Source organism: Rahnella sp. AA, from assembly GCF_002834385.1.
In the GTDB taxonomy this organism is placed as follows: Bacteria; Pseudomonadota; Gammaproteobacteria; order Enterobacterales; family Enterobacteriaceae; genus Rahnella.
In genome coordinates this window covers 143313-159869 of record NZ_PITQ01000004.1, presented here as the reverse complement: position 1 = coordinate 159869, position 16557 = coordinate 143313, and the positions used below count along the sequence as shown (strand labels likewise).

17 protein-coding genes and 1 other annotated feature are annotated in these 16557 nt (G+C 49.2%); of the genes, 10 read left to right on the top strand and 7 right to left on the bottom strand.

Features of this window, described 5'->3' with window-relative positions; genetic code table 11:
* The first annotated feature begins 206 nt into the window (after window positions 1-206).
* Window positions 207-998 carry a DNA-binding transcriptional regulator KdgR gene (gene kdgR / locus CWS43_RS11655; protein WP_101077112.1) on the top strand — a complete coding sequence of 264 codons (792 nt, stop codon included), beginning with the start codon at window positions 207-209 and terminating at the stop codon, window positions 996-998.
* Window positions 999-1074: 76 nt separating this feature from the next.
* Here the strand turns inward: kdgR and CWS43_RS11650 are convergent, their stop codons facing one another.
* From CWS43_RS11650 to hxpB, 5 genes are all read right to left on the bottom strand, one after another.
* The gene (locus tag CWS43_RS11650) at window positions 1075-2466 is read right to left on the bottom strand and encodes an L-cystine transporter (protein WP_101077111.1); all 1392 of its coding nucleotides are present in this window, start codon (window positions 2464-2466) and stop codon (window positions 1075-1077) included.
* Window positions 2467-2653: 187 nt separating this feature from the next.
* Window positions 2654-3211: a metal-dependent hydrolase gene (locus CWS43_RS11645; protein WP_101077110.1), complete on the bottom strand. Its 558-nt coding sequence runs from the start codon at window positions 3209-3211 to the stop codon at window positions 2654-2656.
* Window positions 3212-3363: 152 nt separating this feature from the next.
* Complete coding sequence (gene kduD, locus CWS43_RS11640; protein ID WP_101077109.1) at window positions 3364-4125, bottom strand: 2-dehydro-3-deoxy-D-gluconate 5-dehydrogenase KduD; 762 nt, start codon at window positions 4123-4125, stop codon at window positions 3364-3366.
* 78 nt (window positions 4126-4203) lie between these two features.
* Window positions 4204-5040 (bottom strand): 5-dehydro-4-deoxy-D-glucuronate isomerase, encoded by an 837-nt coding sequence (gene kduI / locus CWS43_RS11635; RefSeq protein ID WP_101077108.1) that lies wholly within the window; start codon window positions 5038-5040, stop codon window positions 4204-4206.
* A gap of 293 nt (window positions 5041-5333) precedes the next feature.
* A complete protein-coding gene (gene hxpB, locus CWS43_RS11630; protein WP_101077107.1) occupies window positions 5334-5999 on the bottom strand; it encodes a hexitol phosphatase HxpB in 666 nt (221 codons plus the stop codon).
* A 171-nt stretch (window positions 6000-6170) separates the two neighbouring features.
* Between hxpB and CWS43_RS11625 the strand changes: the two genes are divergently transcribed.
* Complete coding sequence (locus CWS43_RS11625; protein ID WP_101077106.1) at window positions 6171-6719, top strand: YniB family protein; 549 nt, start codon at window positions 6171-6173, stop codon at window positions 6717-6719.
* Between the two features lie 100 nt (window positions 6720-6819).
* Here CWS43_RS11625 and CWS43_RS11620 read toward each other — a convergent pair whose 3' ends face one another.
* Window positions 6820-7689: a fructosamine kinase family protein gene (locus CWS43_RS11620; RefSeq protein WP_101077105.1), complete on the bottom strand. Its 870-nt coding sequence runs from the start codon at window positions 7687-7689 to the stop codon at window positions 6820-6822.
* A gap of 322 nt (window positions 7690-8011) precedes the next feature.
* Between CWS43_RS11620 and CWS43_RS11615 the strand changes: the two genes are divergently transcribed.
* Window positions 8012-8647, top strand: coding sequence for a transglycosylase SLT domain-containing protein (locus CWS43_RS11615; protein ID WP_101077104.1), 636 nt, complete (start codon window positions 8012-8014; stop codon window positions 8645-8647).
* A 24-nt stretch (window positions 8648-8671) separates the two neighbouring features.
* Here CWS43_RS11615 and CWS43_RS11610 read toward each other — a convergent pair whose 3' ends face one another.
* Window positions 8672-9355 carry a MarC family NAAT transporter gene (locus CWS43_RS11610; protein ID WP_101077103.1) on the bottom strand — a complete coding sequence of 228 codons (684 nt, stop codon included), beginning with the start codon at window positions 9353-9355 and terminating at the stop codon, window positions 8672-8674.
* A gap of 290 nt (window positions 9356-9645) precedes the next feature.
* Between CWS43_RS11610 and thrS the strand changes: the two genes are divergently transcribed.
* The 7 genes from thrS (at window position 9646) to pheT (ending at window position 16556) form a co-directional block, all read left to right on the top strand.
* Window positions 9646-11574 (top strand): threonine--tRNA ligase, encoded by a 1929-nt coding sequence (gene thrS, locus CWS43_RS11605; RefSeq protein ID WP_101077102.1) that lies wholly within the window; start codon window positions 9646-9648, stop codon window positions 11572-11574.
* A 3-nt stretch (window positions 11575-11577) separates the two neighbouring features.
* Entirely contained in the window at window positions 11578-12129 is a 552-nt protein-coding gene (gene infC / locus CWS43_RS11600; protein WP_013576136.1) for a translation initiation factor IF-3, read from the top strand.
* A 95-nt stretch (window positions 12130-12224) separates the two neighbouring features.
* A complete protein-coding gene (gene rpmI / locus CWS43_RS11595; RefSeq protein WP_013576135.1) occupies window positions 12225-12422 on the top strand; it encodes a 50S ribosomal protein L35 in 198 nt (65 codons plus the stop codon).
* A gap of 42 nt (window positions 12423-12464) precedes the next feature.
* Window positions 12465-12821, top strand: a complete 357-nt coding sequence (gene rplT, locus CWS43_RS11590; RefSeq protein ID WP_101077101.1) for a 50S ribosomal protein L20 — start codon at window positions 12465-12467, stop codon at window positions 12819-12821.
* Window positions 12822-12946: 125 nt separating this feature from the next.
* Window positions 12947-13071, top strand: a sequence feature (Phe leader region).
* The gene (gene pheM, locus CWS43_RS27225; RefSeq protein ID WP_106120997.1) at window positions 12952-12996 is read left to right on the top strand and encodes a pheST operon leader peptide PheM; all 45 of its coding nucleotides are present in this window, start codon (window positions 12952-12954) and stop codon (window positions 12994-12996) included. (Overlaps the previous feature by 45 nt.)
* A 99-nt stretch (window positions 13072-13170) precedes the next feature.
* Window positions 13171-14154: a phenylalanine--tRNA ligase subunit alpha gene (pheS, locus tag CWS43_RS11580; RefSeq protein WP_101077100.1), complete on the top strand. Its 984-nt coding sequence runs from the start codon at window positions 13171-13173 to the stop codon at window positions 14152-14154.
* A 14-nt stretch (window positions 14155-14168) separates the two neighbouring features.
* Entirely contained in the window at window positions 14169-16556 is a 2388-nt protein-coding gene (gene pheT, locus CWS43_RS11575; protein ID WP_101077099.1) for a phenylalanine--tRNA ligase subunit beta, read from the top strand.
* The last annotated feature ends 1 nt before the right edge of the window (window position 16557 follow it).

Below are 16557 nucleotides of genomic sequence, written 5' to 3'. Positions count from 1 at the left end.
AATATTACTACGCTAATCAACTTAAAGTGACAATTGTCACACGATGTAATGAATTTTTTATCAATATGCTGGGAATGAAACTGGCTTAACAGTTCTTACATTATCAATCATTGGGTTGATTGCTTCACAGAGATGCTTTCCACTATAATAAAAACTACGTTCTATTTTTTTTGAAACGAAAACAACGCGAGCAGGTAACTCACCCTATGGCTATCGCAGATCTTGATAAGCAACCCGATTCCGTTTCCTCTGTCCTGAAGGTCTTTGGCATTTTGCAGGCATTGGGCGAAGAGCGTGAGATTGGTATTACTGAACTTTCTCAGCGCGTGATGATGTCTAAAAGTACGGTCTATCGCTTCCTTCAGACCATGAAGTCACTGGGTTATGTTGCACAGGAAGGGGAATCCGAGAAATATTCGCTGACCCTCAAATTGTTTGAATTAGGGGCGAAAGCACTGCAAAACGTGGATCTTATCCGCAGCGCAGATATTCAGATGCGTGAATTGTCCCGCCTGACGCGCGAGACGATCCACCTTGGCGCTCTGGATGAGGATGGCATTGTCTACATCCACAAAATTGATTCCATGTACAACCTGCGTATGCACTCACGCATTGGACGCCGTAATCCTTTGCATACAACCGCCATTGGTAAAGTGTTGTTGGCCTGGGGAGACAAAGCAGAAGTCAGTTCGCTATTGCAGGAAATTGAATTTACCCGCAGTACAGAAAATACCATTATGAACGCCGCCGATTTGCAGACTGCACTTGATCAGGTGCGCGAGCAGGGTTATGGCGAAGATAACGAAGAGCAGGAACAAGGGCTTCGCTGCATAGCCGTTCCCGTGTTTGACCGTTTTGGTGTGGTGATTGCCGGTCTGAGTATTTCTTTCCCGACGATACGTTTCTCCGAAGAAAGCAAAAGTCATTACGTCGAAATGCTGCATACCGCCGCGCGCAACATCTCTGAGCAGATTGGTTTTCACGACTACCCGTTCTGAATCCTTGCAAAAACACTGCAGACATAAAAAAACCGAAGCTATCTGGCTTCGGTTTTTTGCTTTGAGCTAACCGGAATCAGCGGTGAGCCAGTTCGGCAGTTTCTTCAGAGTCCATCACGGCTTTGTCCGTCTGCTTCAGTAGTTGGCTGGTGATTGTTCCCGCCGTCATTGAACCACTGACATTCAGGGCAGTACGGCCCATATCGATCAGGGGCTCGACGGAAATCAACAGCGCGACCAGCGTGACCGGAAGACCCATTGCGGGCAGTACGATCAGTGCAGCAAACGTTGCGCCACCGCCGACCCCTGCTACACCGGCAGAGCTCAGCGTCACGATACCCACCAGGGTTGCAATCCAGACCGGATCAAACGGGTTGATGCCTACGGTTGGTGCAACCATAACGGCCAGCATGGTTGGATATAAACCTGCACAGCCGTTCTGGCCGATAGTTGCGCCAAAGGAGGCAGCAAAGCTGGCAATCGATTCAGGGATGCCCAGGCGACGCGTTTGTGCTTCAACGCTCAGCGGTATGGTTGCGGCACTGGAACGGCTGGTGAACGCAAATGTCAGCACCGGCCATACTTTGCGGAAGAATTTCGCCGGATTGACGCCGGTGAAAGACAGCAATACAGCATGGATAACAAACATAATCGCCAGACCCAGGTAGGAGGCGACAACGAAGCTGCCCAGTTTGATGATGTCCTGGATGTTAGAACCAGCAACGACTTTGGTCATCAATGCCAGTACGCCGTATGGCGTCAGTTTCATCACCAGGCGAACCAGCTTCATGACCCAGGCTTGCAGTGTATCGATAAAGGCCAATACGCGCGGGCCTTTCTCTGCATCATCTTTAACCAGCTGGAGTGCCGCAACGCCAACAAAGGCCGCGAAGATGACCACGCTGATGATGGAAGTCGGGCTTGCACCGGTCAGATCGGCAAACGGGTTCTTAGGAATAAAGGAAAGGATCAGTTGAGGGACACTCAGATCAGCGACTTTACCGACATAGTTTGACTGAATGGCGGTCAGACGCGCGGTTTCTTGCGTGCCTTGCACCAGGCCATCAGCCGTCAGACCGAATAATCCGGTGACAAAAATACCGACGAGTGAAGCGATAAGCGTGGTAAAAAGCAGAGTACCAATGGTCAGGAAACTGATTTTGCCCAGTGACGACGCGTTATGTAATTTCGCGACAGCACTTAAAATTGAGACGAAGACCAGTGGCATAACGATCATTTGCAGCAACTGGACGTAGCCGTTACCGACAATGTTGAACCAGGTAATTGAGGTTTTCAGTACCGGATCATCCGAACCGTAAATAAACTGCAGCGCCAGGCCGAATACGACGCCGATGGCAAGGCCAAGTAATACTTTTTTTGCAAGACTCCATTGCTTGTGACGGGTTTGCGCCAGAAGCAAAAGAAGGACAACAAAAACCACTACGTTAATAACGAGCGGAAAATTCATACCAGACTCCAAACTTAGTGTTTTGATCATTCAAATGGGTGTTCCCGGAGGGGATTGCACCATCCCAAAGCATTGGAGGGAAGAATATCAGCCTGGCAGTCCAGACTTTATATCCAAAAAGAATGTGTTATAACTTTTAATTCAGATTGGTATGGTTAATAGCCAAATTAACCATATTTTGCACTTTTCAGATAAACATTTTCAGAATGTGATTAAAAATGCTGGGGTTTATTGCACCAATAATGGGCGTCCAGTCAGGCCAAAAAAGTGTCACTCCGACCAGGAACAGGCAGAGTACGCGCTCCAGTTGATTACCCTTCTGACTGTTTATCACGGGCAGGCGAAAGCGCCATCTGCAGGGCCATAGCAGAGGTACGCCAGCAGGTGTCAGCATATCGGCAAGAATATGGCTCAGATATCCGATGATCATTGCATGGAAGGCATCGGCAGGAATAACCCAGTCGTGTGGAAAGTGTGTTCGTAGCAGGAAAATTCCGCCAGCTACAGCCAGCAGACTGTGCGTGAAACCACGGTGTCCAAAAGCCCTGGCGATGGGATGAGAAAGCCACCTGAGGCGCTGACCCAAAACTGACTTTGGATGATCAATATCGGGTAACAGGCAGGTAAGCAGGGACCCGGAGATAATATGCCACCAGTCACCCTGCGCCAGTTCAGGGGAGAGCTGTGCCTTTTTAGCAAATACTGCACAGGCAATTGAGAAAATGAGATGGCCTTCCGCCGTCATGACGCTTCCGAACTGAATAACTGTTATTTTATCCAGTATAAGTGAAACTGTCACAATCTTGGAAGAGACACCCTGTAACTATTTGTCAACGGCATGATAAAAAAGGAAAAGACGTACAAAAATACGCCTTTTAAGTGTCACGTATCAACAGTCTATCGGGCAAGCCAACCGCCATCTACGGCAATCGTGTAACCATTGACATAATCGGATGCTTTAGACGCCAAAAATACCACTGGCCCCATGACATCTTCGGGTACACCCCAGCGGCCAGCGGGGATCCGGTCAAGAATTTCTTTACTCCGATCTTCGTCTGCACGAAGTTGTTCTGTGTTGTTGGTCGCCATGTACCCGGGGGCAATAGCATTGACGTTAATATTGAATTTTGCCCATTCATTGGCCATCAGCCGTGTCATCCCCATCACCGCACTTTTTGACGCAGTATAGGAGGGAACCCGAATCCCACCCTGATAGGAAAGCATGGACGCAATGTTAATGATCTTGCCGCCGTTGCCTTGTTTAATGAACTGTTTTGCTACCGCCTGAGACATAAAGAATAATGTCTTGCTGTTAACGTTCATCACGTCGTCCCAGTTTTTTTCGCTAAATTCAATGGCATCCTCCCGGCGAATAATACCGGCGTTGTTTACCAAAATATCGATATGGCCAAATTCATCTACGGCTTTTTCAATCAACGCCGGGATACCTTGAATACTGCTCAGGTCTGCCCGCAGATCGAGAAACCGGCGACCAAGGGCGTTGATTTTTCTTGCAGTTTCTACAGGTGAAGAGACATTGATGCCCACAATATCGCAACCCGCCTGGGCGAGCCCCAGCGCCATACCCTGACCCAGTCCGGTGTTACAGCCGGTCACTATCGCGACTTTGCGGCTTAATTCAAATGCGTTGAGGATCATATTCAGAGTCTCTTTTGCTGTGGCACGTTAGCCATAAAAAGATGTTTTTGCTCTGCGTTTGATAGCAGAGCAAGAGAATTAGCGCAGTTCGCTGACTTTGACGTGATCCATGTCGTCAAATACCTGGTTTTCGCCGACCATTCCCCAGATGAAGGTATAGTTTTTCGTGCCTACACCGGAATGAATTGACCAGCTTGGCGAAATGACGGCCTGTTCGTTATGAACGAGTAAATGACGCGTTTCCTGTGGTTGCCCCATCATATGAAATACGGCCGTTTCTTCTTCCATATTGAAGTAAAAATACACTTCCATCCGGCGTTCATGTGTGTGGCAAGGCATCGTATTCCAAAGACTGCCTTCTTCCAGCTTTGTGAGTCCCATCGTCAGTTGGCAAGTTTCCAGAACGTCGGGCACGATAAATTTATTGATGGTACGACGGTTACTGGTCGCTGCATCGCCGATGGTTTGCGGCGACGCTTCAGCCAGCGTGATTTTCTTGTTGGGGAATGCCGTGTGTGCAGGGGCGCTGTTGTAGTAGAACTTCGCGGGTTTGGCTGCGTCAACGCTGCTGAATTCAACGTGTTTCGCGCCTTTGCCAACGTATAACGCTTCTTCATGACCAATTTCATAAGTTGTTCCGTCGACCACGATAAGCCCCGGCCCGCCGATATTGATCACGCCCAGCTCGCGACGCTCGAGAAAATAACTCACGCCAAGCTGCTTACCGACTTCATCACCCACGGAGACTGTTTTTTCTGCTGGCATTACACCCCCGACGATGATGCGGTCGATGTGGCTGTAAGTCATGGTATAGGTATTCTTTTCGAAGATTTTCTCAATGAGAAATTCGCGGCGTAATTCTGCGGTATCAAGCGTTTTGGCGTGGTCGCTGTGAATGCTTTGACGAACTTGCATGTCGGTGCCCCTCATAGGATTGCAATAAAGGAGGACGTGCCGGGCAAGTCTGAGCGTAGCGTGGCAGTGACAACGTACAGAAGCAGGAGAGCTCCCGGCTCGTCCTTGTTAAACGCAGCATAGGTTCAATGGCATATGAATTCAATAAAAATGAAATAACGTTTTATTTATTTTATGAGGTAGTTCAAGCTTTATGAAATTAAGTGCAGCATGTGGTAATACTGCAGGAGAAATAGGCAACGTTGGGGAAGGGAGGATGCTGCGCAGCTGCGGAGGGCTGCTGCGCGTGAAACTTAGCGGATATGGGCTGGAAGCAGCTTTTCAAGTGAAGACAGTTTTGTGTCGGCGAGTGCCCAACGTGGATCGTCACTGTATTCAGGATCAGGAACAACCACTGAACGCATGCGCGCAGCTTTGGTTGCAATCATACCGTTGAATGAATCTTCCAGGGTTACGCAGTTCAGAGGATCGACCTGTAACTGCCCGGCAGCCTGTAAATAGACCTCCGGATGGGGTTTGCTGTAAGGCAGTTTTTCGGCAGACACGCGGACCTGAAAATAGGATTGCAGGTTAAACATTTCCAGTACCGTATCGAGCATAAATAACGGCGAGGCAGAAGCGAGCCCAATTTTCAGCCCCTGATCGCGACATAGCTCAAGAGCATAGTTCACGCCGGGCAACAGAGGGCGGGTTTGTTCTACCAATTCTATGGTGCGGGCAATAATCATGGAGGAGACTGCAACCTGATCGGGGCCTTGCCATGGAAGTGTCCGATACCACATTCTGACGACCTGATCGACGCGCAAACCCAGCGTATCCGGCAGCAAATGCCGTTGGGTAATATCGACGCCAAGACCACTGAAAACGTCCAGTTCGGCCTGAAGCCACAGGCGCTCCGAATCAATTAACAGCCCATCCATATCGAAAATTGCAGCATTAACAGGGCGGACATAAGCCATGAAACCGGACTCCCTTAGAGTGAATAGGCATTTACTCTATCATTGGCCGCCGTATGGGTGAAATCACCGTTTCAGGGAAAGTGTTGGGTAACTTATTAAAACATTGGGCGGAGAATACCTTCTGTGGGTAAACTTAGGCAGTTGCTTAAGGTGTCCTAACAAGGGGAATTCATGACGTACCAACAAGCTGGACGTGTGGCCGTGATTAAACGGATTGCAGGATGGATCATTTTTATCCCTGCGCTGCTTTCAACGTTGATTTCATTGATTAGTTTCATCAATGAGCATACAAAAACAGAACAGGGCATCAATGCTGTTATGCTGGATTTCGTCCACGTAATGGCAGACATGGTGAAATTCAACACTTCATTTCTTAATATCTTTTGGTACAACTCACCCGTGCCCGCGTTAGGCCAGGGGATCACCGGTGCAAATATCATGTTTTTCATTATTTACTGGCTGATTTTTGTCGGTCTGGCGCTTCAGGCCTCAGGTGCAAGAATGTCCCGTCAGGTGAAACACATTCGTGAAGGCATCCAGGATCAGTTGATTCTTGAACAGGCGAAAGGCGCTGAAGGGCGTACCCGTCCCCAGATTGAAGAGCGTGTTGTGATCCCACGGCACACTATTCTGGTGCAGTATTTTCCGTTGTATATTTTACCTATCATTATTGCCGTTATTGCCTATTTCATTTTGAAACTATTAGGTTTAATTGTGTGATGAAACACAGTGCATATCTTTAAGATATTCCCCGTGGCGTAATAACTAAGGCCTGAATAAACGACTTATTCAGGCCTTATCCTTTGAAGTATTAATCTTGCTAAGTAATATCTTCGTGTAACAGTCTCTCGACGGCTCTTTGCGCCACAACCAGATGCTGCCCCCCAAATAAATTACTGCGGTTAAGCAGATAATATAATTGATACACGGGTTGCCTTGAGATGAAGTCCTCGGGAAGTGGAGTTTTACTCTGATAGCCATCATATAATTGTGAGGGAACATTAGGGTATAGCGGTAACATGGCTAAATCGCACTCCCTGTCGCCCCAATAACAGGCGGGATCGAAAATGACCGGGCCGTGTTCTGAAAGGCCACAGTTATGCGGCCATAAATCGCCGTGCAATAAAGAAGGCTGTGGCTGATGGTTCTGTAAACGGGCATAGACCATCGCAGTAATATCTTCGATATTGCCGAACGTCATTCCTTTTTCCGCTGCCAACTGCAGCTGCCAGCCGATGCGCTGTTCGGCAAAGAATGTCGCCCAGCGCCGCTGCCAGCTGTTGGGTTGCGGCAACGTCGCCAGCTCATTATCGAAATCAAGGCCGAATTGCAGCTGTTCGCTCCACTGATGCAATGCGGCAAGCTGCTGCCCTAAAACATAGGCATTGTGGGCATCCAGAGGCTTCTGCGGAATATATTCCAATAGCAGAAAACTGTAATCACGATCGCTGCCGACGCCATAAACCGCAGGTACGCGAACCGTCTGACTGCGGGAAAGTAGGGCGAGTTGATCGGCTTCAGCTGCGAAAATGGGGAGCATTTCGCGCACATTACATTTCACAAATACATCCCTGTCGCCGTAGCTTAGCCGCCAGGCCGGGTGAATTTCGCCCCCCGGCAGTTCAACACGTTCGCGGATTTCAGCACTGCCCAGGTGTTCACTCAACAAACGATTGACGGCTTGCCACATGGTATTACCCCTTCTGACTGGCCCGATAATTCATTAAGTTAGCGTGATTTCTGCTTTAAAAACCCGATCCGGCGCACGGCTGAATCAGATGGTGATGTTAATTTATGCAAATTACGACGTGGCTGAACTGAGAGTGTAATCAATGAATCTGTTATTTTCAGAATATGTGACGTGAAAGGCGTTTTATAACCGGAATTGTCTTATCGACACAGCTCTAACCCCCTTGTTTAACAAAACAATAATAATAATAGACTAAAAATATATTCAGGTGTGGGAAGAAGATGTATATGCTACATCTCGTCCCAGTCGCGAGAGAGATAACGTGAAACCAAACATTCTTTATTTGATGGCTGCGCTATTGTTGGCGGGTTGCGCTAAAGAAACACCGGTTCAGACCACGCATTTTTTGAATCCGTCACCGCCGCCGCAAAGTGATACTTCATTAATGCATCCGGGGCCTTATGGTGATGTAATTCACCAGGCGGCAAATACTTACGGCGTTGACGAAACACTTGTTAAAGCAATCATTCAGGTCGAATCTGGATATAACCCAACCGTTGTCAGCAGATCGAATGCGATTGGGTTAATGCAGCTAAAGGCCTCAACGGCAGGACGCGATGCCTACCGGATGAAAGGGCGTTATGGGCAACCCAGCGCTCATGAACTGAAAGACCCGGCGATGAATATCGACTTGGGCACGGCGTATCTGAGTATTCTGCAACAGCAACTGGCAGGGATCAGTAACCCGGAAACCCGTCGTTATGCAACGACGGTGGCCTACGTTAACGGGGCAGGGGCCTTACTGAGAACTTTCGCGAAAGATAAAACATACGCAATTGCGAAAATTAATCAGATGTCCCCGCAAGAGTTTTACCAGCATGTGCAGCAGAAACATCCGGCGCCACAAGCTCCGCGTTATCTGTGGAAAGTGAACAGCGCCTATCTGGCGATGCGTTGAGCCCCGTTTCCCGCCAGTTGCTGATCAGGCCGCTGGCGGGAAATGAGCAATAATTTCAGTCACACCGTTAATCACAAACTGCACGCCCATACAGACCAGCAAGAACCCCATCAGCCTCGAAATCGCTTCAATTCCGCTTTTCCCAACCAGACGCATAATTCCGCCCGCACTGCGCAATGTGAGCCATAAAATCAGGCTGACCAGAAAGAAAATCAGCACCGGCGCGACTAAAATTACCCAGTGAGGAAAATCTGAACCTTCTCTGATAGTTGATGCGCTGCTGATAATCATCGCAATAGTACCCGGGCCCGCGGTGCTTGGCATCGCCAGCGGCACAAACGCGATATTCGGTGAATCCTGCCGTTTCATCTCCTCGGTTTTGTTTTCCATCAGCACTTTTTCTTCAACGTGTGGCTGAGGGAAAAGCATTCGGAAACCGATAAATGTGACAATCAGGCCACCCGCAATACGCAAGCCAGGAATTGAAATCCCGAAGGTATTCATCACCAGTTGTCCGGCGTAGTAGGCGACCATCATGATGATGAAGACGTACACCGAGGCCATCAGCGACTGCTGATTTCGCTCCTGCGCTGTCATGTTTCCGGATAGCCCAAGTAAGAGAGCAACGGTGGTTAAAGGATTCGCCAGCGGAAGAATCACCACTAAACCCAATCCAATGGCCTGAAATAACAGGCTGACTTCTGACATAAATTTCCCTTTTGAAAAGCGTTTGTGTTTACCTTAGCTTGTACGGAGGGGATTACACGAAAAATATCCATCTTAAGCAACACAGGTTGCTGGAAATTCGCACTTTACAGGTGGTAAACTCGCTGTCTGTTTTCACGTCGCATCCCGATACAATTACGTGATGTATTCCAGGGTGCCTATATTTGGCAAAGTAAAGCCGAATAGCGTGAATAACTACATGAAATTAAACTCAAATATTTTTCTAGATGTGCTCTGTCGTGTGGGGCACCACTGTAGATTAAGGAATTAACATGCCTGTCATTACTCTTCCTGACGGAAGCCAGCGCGTTTTTGATCGCCCCGTTTCTCCTCTTGATGTTGCTCTTGATATTGGTCCGGGTCTGGCGAAAGCCTGTATCGCTGGTCGCGTTAACGGCGAACTGGTTGATGCAACCGATCTGATTGAAACCGACGCACAACTGGCGATCATCACCGCTAAAGACGAAGCCGGTCTTGAAATTTTGCGCCACTCCTGTGCGCACCTTTTGGGTCATGCCATCAAGCAATTGTGGCCAGATACCAAAATGGCTATCGGTCCGGTTATCGATAATGGCTTCTACTATGACGTCGATTTAGATCGCACGCTCACTCAGGAAGACATCGAACTGCTTGAAAAGCGCATGCACGAACTGGCTGAAAAGAATTACGACGTTATTAAAAAGAAAGTCAGCTGGCAGGAAGCGCGCGATACCTTTGCAAGCCGTGGTGAAGAATACAAAGTCGCGATTCTGGACGAAAACATCAGCCATGACGATCGTCCGGGCCTGTATCATCATGAAGAATACGTGGATATGTGCCGGGGTCCGCACGTACCAAATATGCGTTTCTGCCATCATTTCAAACTGCAGAAAACTTCCGGTGCATACTGGCGTGGCAACAGCGATAACAAAATGCTGCAACGTATCTACGGCACCGCATGGGCAGACAAAAAGCAACTGAATGCTTACATTCAGCGTCTGGAAGAAGCCGGTAAGCGCGATCACCGTAAAATCGGTAAGCAACTCGACCTGTATCACATGCAGGAAGAAGCGCCAGGCATGGTGTTCTGGCACAACGACGGCTGGACTATTTTCCGTGAGCTGGAAGCCTTCGTACGCATGAAACTGAAGTCTTATGACTATCAGGAAGTGAAAGGTCCGTTCATGATGGACCGCGTACTGTGGGAAAAAACCGGTCACTGGGAAAATTATAAAGAAGCGATGTTCACCACTTCTTCTGAAAACCGTGAATATTGCATCAAACCGATGAACTGCCCGGGGCATGTTCAGATCTTCAATCAGGGTCTGAAATCCTACCGTGATTTGCCATTGCGTATGGCCGAGTTCGGCAGCTGCCACCGTAACGAGCCGTCTGGTGCATTGCACGGCCTGATGCGTGTTCGTGGTTTCACTCAGGACGACGCCCACATCTTCTGTACTGAAGAGCAGGTTCGCGACGAAGTGAACAGCTGTATCCGCATGGTCTATGACATGTACAGCACTTTTGGCTTCGAAAAGATTGTGGTGAAACTGTCCACCCGTCCTGAAAAGCGCATTGGTACTGACGAAATGTGGACTAAGGCAGAAGATGACCTGGCCGCAGCACTGACCGAAAACAAGATTGAATTCGAATATCAGCCGGGTGAAGGTGCGTTCTACGGTCCGAAAATTGAATTTACCTTGCATGATTGTTTGGATCGTGCGTGGCAGTGTGGTACCGTGCAGCTCGACTTTTCATTACCTGGTCGCTTGAACGCCTCTTATATTGGCGAAAGCAACGACCGTCAGGTCCCGGTAATGATTCACCGTGCTATCCTGGGTTCCATGGAGCGCTTCATCGGTATTCTGACCGAAGAATACGCCGGGTTCTTCCCGACCTGGATGGCGCCGGTGCAAGTTGTGATCATGAACATTACTGATTCACAAGCGCCGTATGTCGAAGAATTAACTAAAAAACTGCAAGATGCAGGCATTCGCGTTAAAGCCGACTTGAGAAATGAGAAGATTGGCTTTAAAATCCGCGAACACACGCTGCGCCGTGTTCCTTACATGTTAGTTTGTGGCGATAAAGAGGTCGAATCAGGCAAAGTTGCTGTTCGTACTCGCCGCGGCAAAGACTTAGGAAGCATGGATGTTAGCGAAGTCGTTGACAAACTGCTGGCGGAAATCCGCAGCAGAAGTCTTCATCAACTGGAGGAATAAAGTATTAAAGGCGGAAAACGAGTTCAACCGGCGCGTCCTAATCGCATTAACAAAGAGATTCGCGCGCAAGAAGTTCGCCTCACCGGCGTCGATGGCGAGCAGATTGGTATTGTCAGTCTGAATGAAGCTCTTGAAAAAGCTGAGGAAGCGGGCGTCGATTTAGTAGAAATCAGTCCGAATGCCGAGCCGCCAGTTTGTCGAATCATGGATTACGGCAAATTCCTCTACGAGAAGAGCAAGTCGACCAAAGAGCAGAAAAAGAAACAAAAAGTTATTCAGGTTAAGGAAATCAAATTCCGACCTGGTACCGATGATGGCGACTATCAGGTCAAACTACGCAACCTGATTCGCTTTCTGGAAGATGGCGATAAAGCCAAAATCACCCTGCGGTTCCGTGGGCGTGAAATGGCGCACCAACAGATCGGTATGGAAGTGCTTAACCGCGTCCGTAAAGACCTGTGTGAAGATTCTGAGCTGGCCGTTGTCGAATCCTTCCCTACGAAGATCGAAGGTCGTCAGATGATCATGGTGCTCGCACCTAAGAAGAAACAGTAAGGCTTCCAAGTAATCCTGCTGCGCGGTGTTCGCACTGCGCATGCTGGATTCGCCTTTCTGATTCATGTTAATAACAATGCGAAGTGGAATTTAAAATGCCAAAGATCAAAACAGTACGCGGCGCCGCTAAACGCTTCAAAAAAACCGCCAACGGTGGTTTTAAGCGTAAGCACGCAAACCTGCGTCATATTCTGACCAAAAAAGCTACTAAGCGTAAACGTCACTTGCGTCCAAAAGGCCTGGTATCCAAGAACGATTTGGGTCTGGTCTCTGCATGTCTGCCGTACGCATAAATACACTTTTTTTAATCTAGAATATAAAACTCAGGAGAGCATATGGCTCGCGTAAAACGTGGTGTGATTGCACGTGCACGTCACAAGAAAATCTTAAAACAGGCGAAAGGCTACTACGGTGCCCGTTCTCGCGTATATCGTGTTGCATTCCAGGCTGTTATCAAAGCTGGTCAATACGCTTACCGTGACCGTCGTCAAAAGAAACGTCAGTTCCGCCAGCTGTGGATCGCGCGTATCAACGCAGCAGCTCGTCAGAACGACATGTCTTACAGCAAATTCATTAACGGCTTGAAAAAAGCTTCTATTGAAATTGACCGTAAGATCTTGGCTGATATCGCAGTATTCGACAAAGTGGTATTTGCCGCTCTGGTCGCAAAAGCGAAAGCAGCACTGGCGTAAGTCAGGTGAAAGAGGGAGCTTGCTCCCTCTTTTATATTTTCTGTTTAAAAACATACTGATTCGTTGTTTAATACTGACAGTTACGTTTACATCCCTGTACAAGACAGATAATCATTAAGGTAACGCAAGCATGAATGCTGCTATTTTCCGTTTCTTTTTTTACTTTAGCGCCTGACTCAGGAAGGCTTTCGCGCGTAAGAGAAGAAACGAAAAGTAGCGCCTAAGCCTCCCTCGTGGAGGCTTTTTTGTATCTGTGCTTTATACGTTAAGGTTCAGGGTCAAAATCGCGCCCCTGATTAATCACGGTTATTTTACATCGGGCCATATTGGCCAGAAGAAGAGGAAAGCAATGCCACATCTCGCAGAGCTGGTTGCCAATGCCAAGGCAGCCGTAGAGAGTGCTCAGGATATCGCCGCGCTGGATAACGTGCGTGTCGAATATCTGGGTAAGAAAGGCCACCTGACACTCCAGATGACTACCCTCCGTGAATTGCCAGCGGAAGAGCGTCCGGCTGCGGGCGCGGTTATCAACGAAGCGAAAACGCAGGTTCAGGAAGCCCTGAATGCGCGGAAAAATACGCTGGAATCTGCTGTGCTGAATGCGCGCCTTGCGGAAGAAACGATTGATGTTTCCCTGCCTGGCCGTCGTATCGAAAACGGTGGTTTGCACCCGGTAACCCGCACGATTGATCGTATTGAGACATTCTTCGGTGAACTCGGCTTTACCGTCGAAACTGGTCCGGAAATCGAAGATGACTATCATAACTTTGATGCCCTGAATATCCCGGGTCACCATCCTGCGCGTGCTGACCACGATACTTTCTGGTTTGATGCTAAACGCCTGCTGCGTACTCAGACATCCGGCGTTCAGATCCGCACGATGCAAGGCCAGCAACCGCCAATCCGCATTATTGCACCGGGCCGCGTTTACCGTAACGATTACGACCAGACGCACACCCCGATGTTTCATCAGATGGAAGGGTTGATCGTTGATAAAGACATCAGCTTCTCCAACCTGAAAGGTACGCTGCACGATTTCCTGAACAACTTCTTTGAAGCTGATTTGCAGATCCGTTTCCGTCCTTCTTATTTCCCGTTCACCGAGCCTTCTGCGGAAGTTGACGTTATGGGCAAAAACGGTAAATGGCTGGAAGTGCTGGGTTGCGGCATGGTGCACCCGAACGTATTGCGTAACGTCGGTATTGATCCGGAAGTGTATTCCGGTTTTGCCTTCGGTATGGGGATGGAGCGTCTGACTATGTTGCGTTATGGCGTGACCGATCTGCGTGCATTCTTCGAAAACGATCTGCGTTTCCTCAAACAGTTTAAGTAAGGCGGGAATATCACATGAAATTCAGTGAACTCTGGTTGCGTGAGTGGGTAAACCCAGCCATCAGCAGCGAAGCATTATCTGACCAAATCACCATGGCCGGCCTGGAAGTTGATGGCGTTGAGCCCGTCGCAGGCGCATTTAACGGTGTCGTGGTGGGTGAAGTGGTCGAATGTGGTCAGCACCCGAATGCTGACAAACTGCGTGTAACGAAAGTAAACGTCGGCGGAGATCGCCTGCTGGACATCGTTTGTGGCGCACCAAACTGCCGTCAGGGCCTTAAAGTTGCCGTTGCCACCGTGGGCGCGGTATTGCCGGGTGATTTCAAAATCAAGGCAGCCAAACTGCGTGGCGAACCCTCTGAAGGGATGCTGTGCTCTTTCTCTGAGCTGGCGATCTCAGACGATCACGATGGCATCATCGAGTTGCCGCTGGACGCGCCTGTTGGTACCGATATTCGTGAATTCCTGAAACTGGATGACACGACTATTGAAATCAGCGTGACGCCAAACCGTGCGGATTGTCTGGGGATTCTGGGCGTGGCGCGTGACGTTGCGGTGATTAACCAGCTTCCGCTGGTTGAGCCGGAAATGAATCCGGTTAAAGCTACTATCGATGCCGCTATTTCTATCGATGTTCAGGCACCGCAGGCTTGTCCGCGTTATCTGGGCCGCGTAGTCAAAGGTATCAACGTGAAGGCACCAACGCCGTTGTGGATGCGTGAAAAACTGCGCCGCTGCGGTACGCGTTCAATTGATGCCGTCGTTGATATCACTAACTACGTATTGCTTGAACTCGGTCAGCCCATGCACGCCTTCGACCTGAGCCGCATCAATGGCGGTATCGTTGTGCGTATGGCGAAAAAAGACGAAGCGCTGACTTTGCTTGATGGCACGAAAGCTAAACTGAACGAAGACACGCTGGTGATCGCCGATCATGAGAAAGCACTGGCGATGGCCGGTATTTTCGGCGGTGAGCATTCTGGTGTTAACAATGAAACTCAGGACGTGCTGCTGGAATCCGCATTCTTTGCGCCGTTGTCGATCACTGGTCGTGCACGCCGCCAGGGCTTGCACACTGACGCCTCACACCGTTATGAGCGTGGCGTAGACCCGCAACTGCAATTCAAAGCTATCGAACGCGCAACCGCGTTGCTGCTGAGCATTTGTGGTGGCGAAGCAGGACCGGTTGTTGACGTAACGTCAGAAGCTGATTTGCCTAAAGCAGCAACCATTACCCTGCGCCGTGAAAAACTGGATCGCCTGATTGGCCATCACGTTGAAGATGCGCAGGTAACGGACATTCTGACCCGTCTGGGTTGCCAGGTTCAGCATAAAGGTGATCACTGGGTGGCTGTCGCACCGAGCTGGCGCTTCGATATGCAAATTGAAGAAGACCTGGTGGAAGAAGTTGCCCGTGTCTACGGTTACAACAATATTCCGGATGTACCGGTGAAAGCCAGCCTGGTGATGACCAAACACCGTGAAGCCAATTTGTCGCTGAAACGTGTGAAAAATCTTCTGGTTGACCGTGGTTTCCAGGAAGCGATTACCTACAGTTTCGTTGATCCTAAAGTGCAGACATTACTGCATCCGGGCGAAGAAGCGCTGATTTTGCCAAGCCCGATTTCTGTTGAAATGTCGGCAATGCGTCTTTCTCTGTGGTCTGGTTTGCTGACTGCTGTCGTCAATAACCAAAATCGTCAGCAAAGTCGCGTACGTTTATTCGAAAGTGGCCTGCGCTTTGTGCCTGATACTCAAGCTGATTTGGGTGTTCGTCAGGACGTCATGCTGTCTGGCGTGATCTCCGGCACGAAAAATGAAGAGCATTGGGATCTGGCGCGTCAGGCAGTTGACTACTACGATTTGAAAGGTGATCTTGAGGCTATTCTTGAGCTTACCGGCAAAATGAACGACGTACAGTTCAAGGTTGAATCAAATCCTGCACTGCACCCTGGGCAGAGCGCAGCGATTTATTTACACGGCGAACGTATTGGTTTCATTGGTGTAGTACACCCGGAACTGGAACGTAAACTCGATCTCAATGGTCGTACCGTCGTCTTCGAACTGCTGTGGAATAAGGTCGCAGACCGCGTACTGCCTGATGCGAAAGAGATTTCTCGCTTCCCGGCAAACCGTCGTGACATCGCTGTTGTTGTGGCTGAAAACGTGCCCGCAGACGATATTTTGGCAGAGTGCAAGAAAGTTGGCGCAAATCAGGTAGTTGGCGTAAACTTGTTTGATGTGTACCGTGGCAAGGGCGTAGCTGAGGGTTGTAAGAGCCTGGCTATCAGTCTGGTGTTGCAGGATACCGCCCGTACACTGGAAGAAGAGGAGATCACCGCTACCGTTGCAAAATGCGTAGAGGCTCTAAAACAGCGATTCCAAGCATCCTTGAGGGATTGAA

Coding starts and splice junctions, on each gene's coding strand:
- pheS (WP_101077100.1), top strand. CDS start 13,171: ATGCCACATCTCGCAGAGCTGGTTGCCAATGCCAAGGCAGCCGTAGAG.
- kduD (WP_101077109.1), bottom strand. CDS start 4,125: ATGATCCTCAACGCATTTGAATTAAGCCGCAAAGTCGCGATAGTGACC.
- thrS (WP_101077102.1), top strand. CDS start 9,646: ATGCCTGTCATTACTCTTCCTGACGGAAGCCAGCGCGTTTTTGATCGC.
- CWS43_RS11620 (WP_101077105.1), bottom strand. CDS start 7,689: ATGTGGCAAGCCGTCAATCGTTTGTTGAGTGAACACCTGGGCAGTGCT.
- kdgR (WP_101077112.1), top strand. CDS start 207: ATGGCTATCGCAGATCTTGATAAGCAACCCGATTCCGTTTCCTCTGTC.
- hxpB (WP_101077107.1), bottom strand. CDS start 5,999: ATGGCTTATGTCCGCCCTGTTAATGCTGCAATTTTCGATATGGATGGG.
- kduI (WP_101077108.1), bottom strand. CDS start 5,040: ATGCAAGTTCGTCAAAGCATTCACAGCGACCACGCCAAAACGCTTGAT.
- CWS43_RS11610 (WP_101077103.1), bottom strand. CDS start 9,355: ATGTCAGAAGTCAGCCTGTTATTTCAGGCCATTGGATTGGGTTTAGTG.
- CWS43_RS11650 (WP_101077111.1), bottom strand. CDS start 2,466: ATGAATTTTCCGCTCGTTATTAACGTAGTGGTTTTTGTTGTCCTTCTT.
- rplT (WP_101077101.1), top strand. CDS start 12,465: ATGGCTCGCGTAAAACGTGGTGTGATTGCACGTGCACGTCACAAGAAA.
- rpmI (WP_013576135.1), top strand. CDS start 12,225: ATGCCAAAGATCAAAACAGTACGCGGCGCCGCTAAACGCTTCAAAAAA.
- CWS43_RS11625 (WP_101077106.1), top strand. CDS start 6,171: ATGACGTACCAACAAGCTGGACGTGTGGCCGTGATTAAACGGATTGCA.
- pheT (WP_101077099.1), top strand. CDS start 14,169: ATGAAATTCAGTGAACTCTGGTTGCGTGAGTGGGTAAACCCAGCCATC.
- CWS43_RS11645 (WP_101077110.1), bottom strand. CDS start 3,211: ATGACGGCGGAAGGCCATCTCATTTTCTCAATTGCCTGTGCAGTATTT.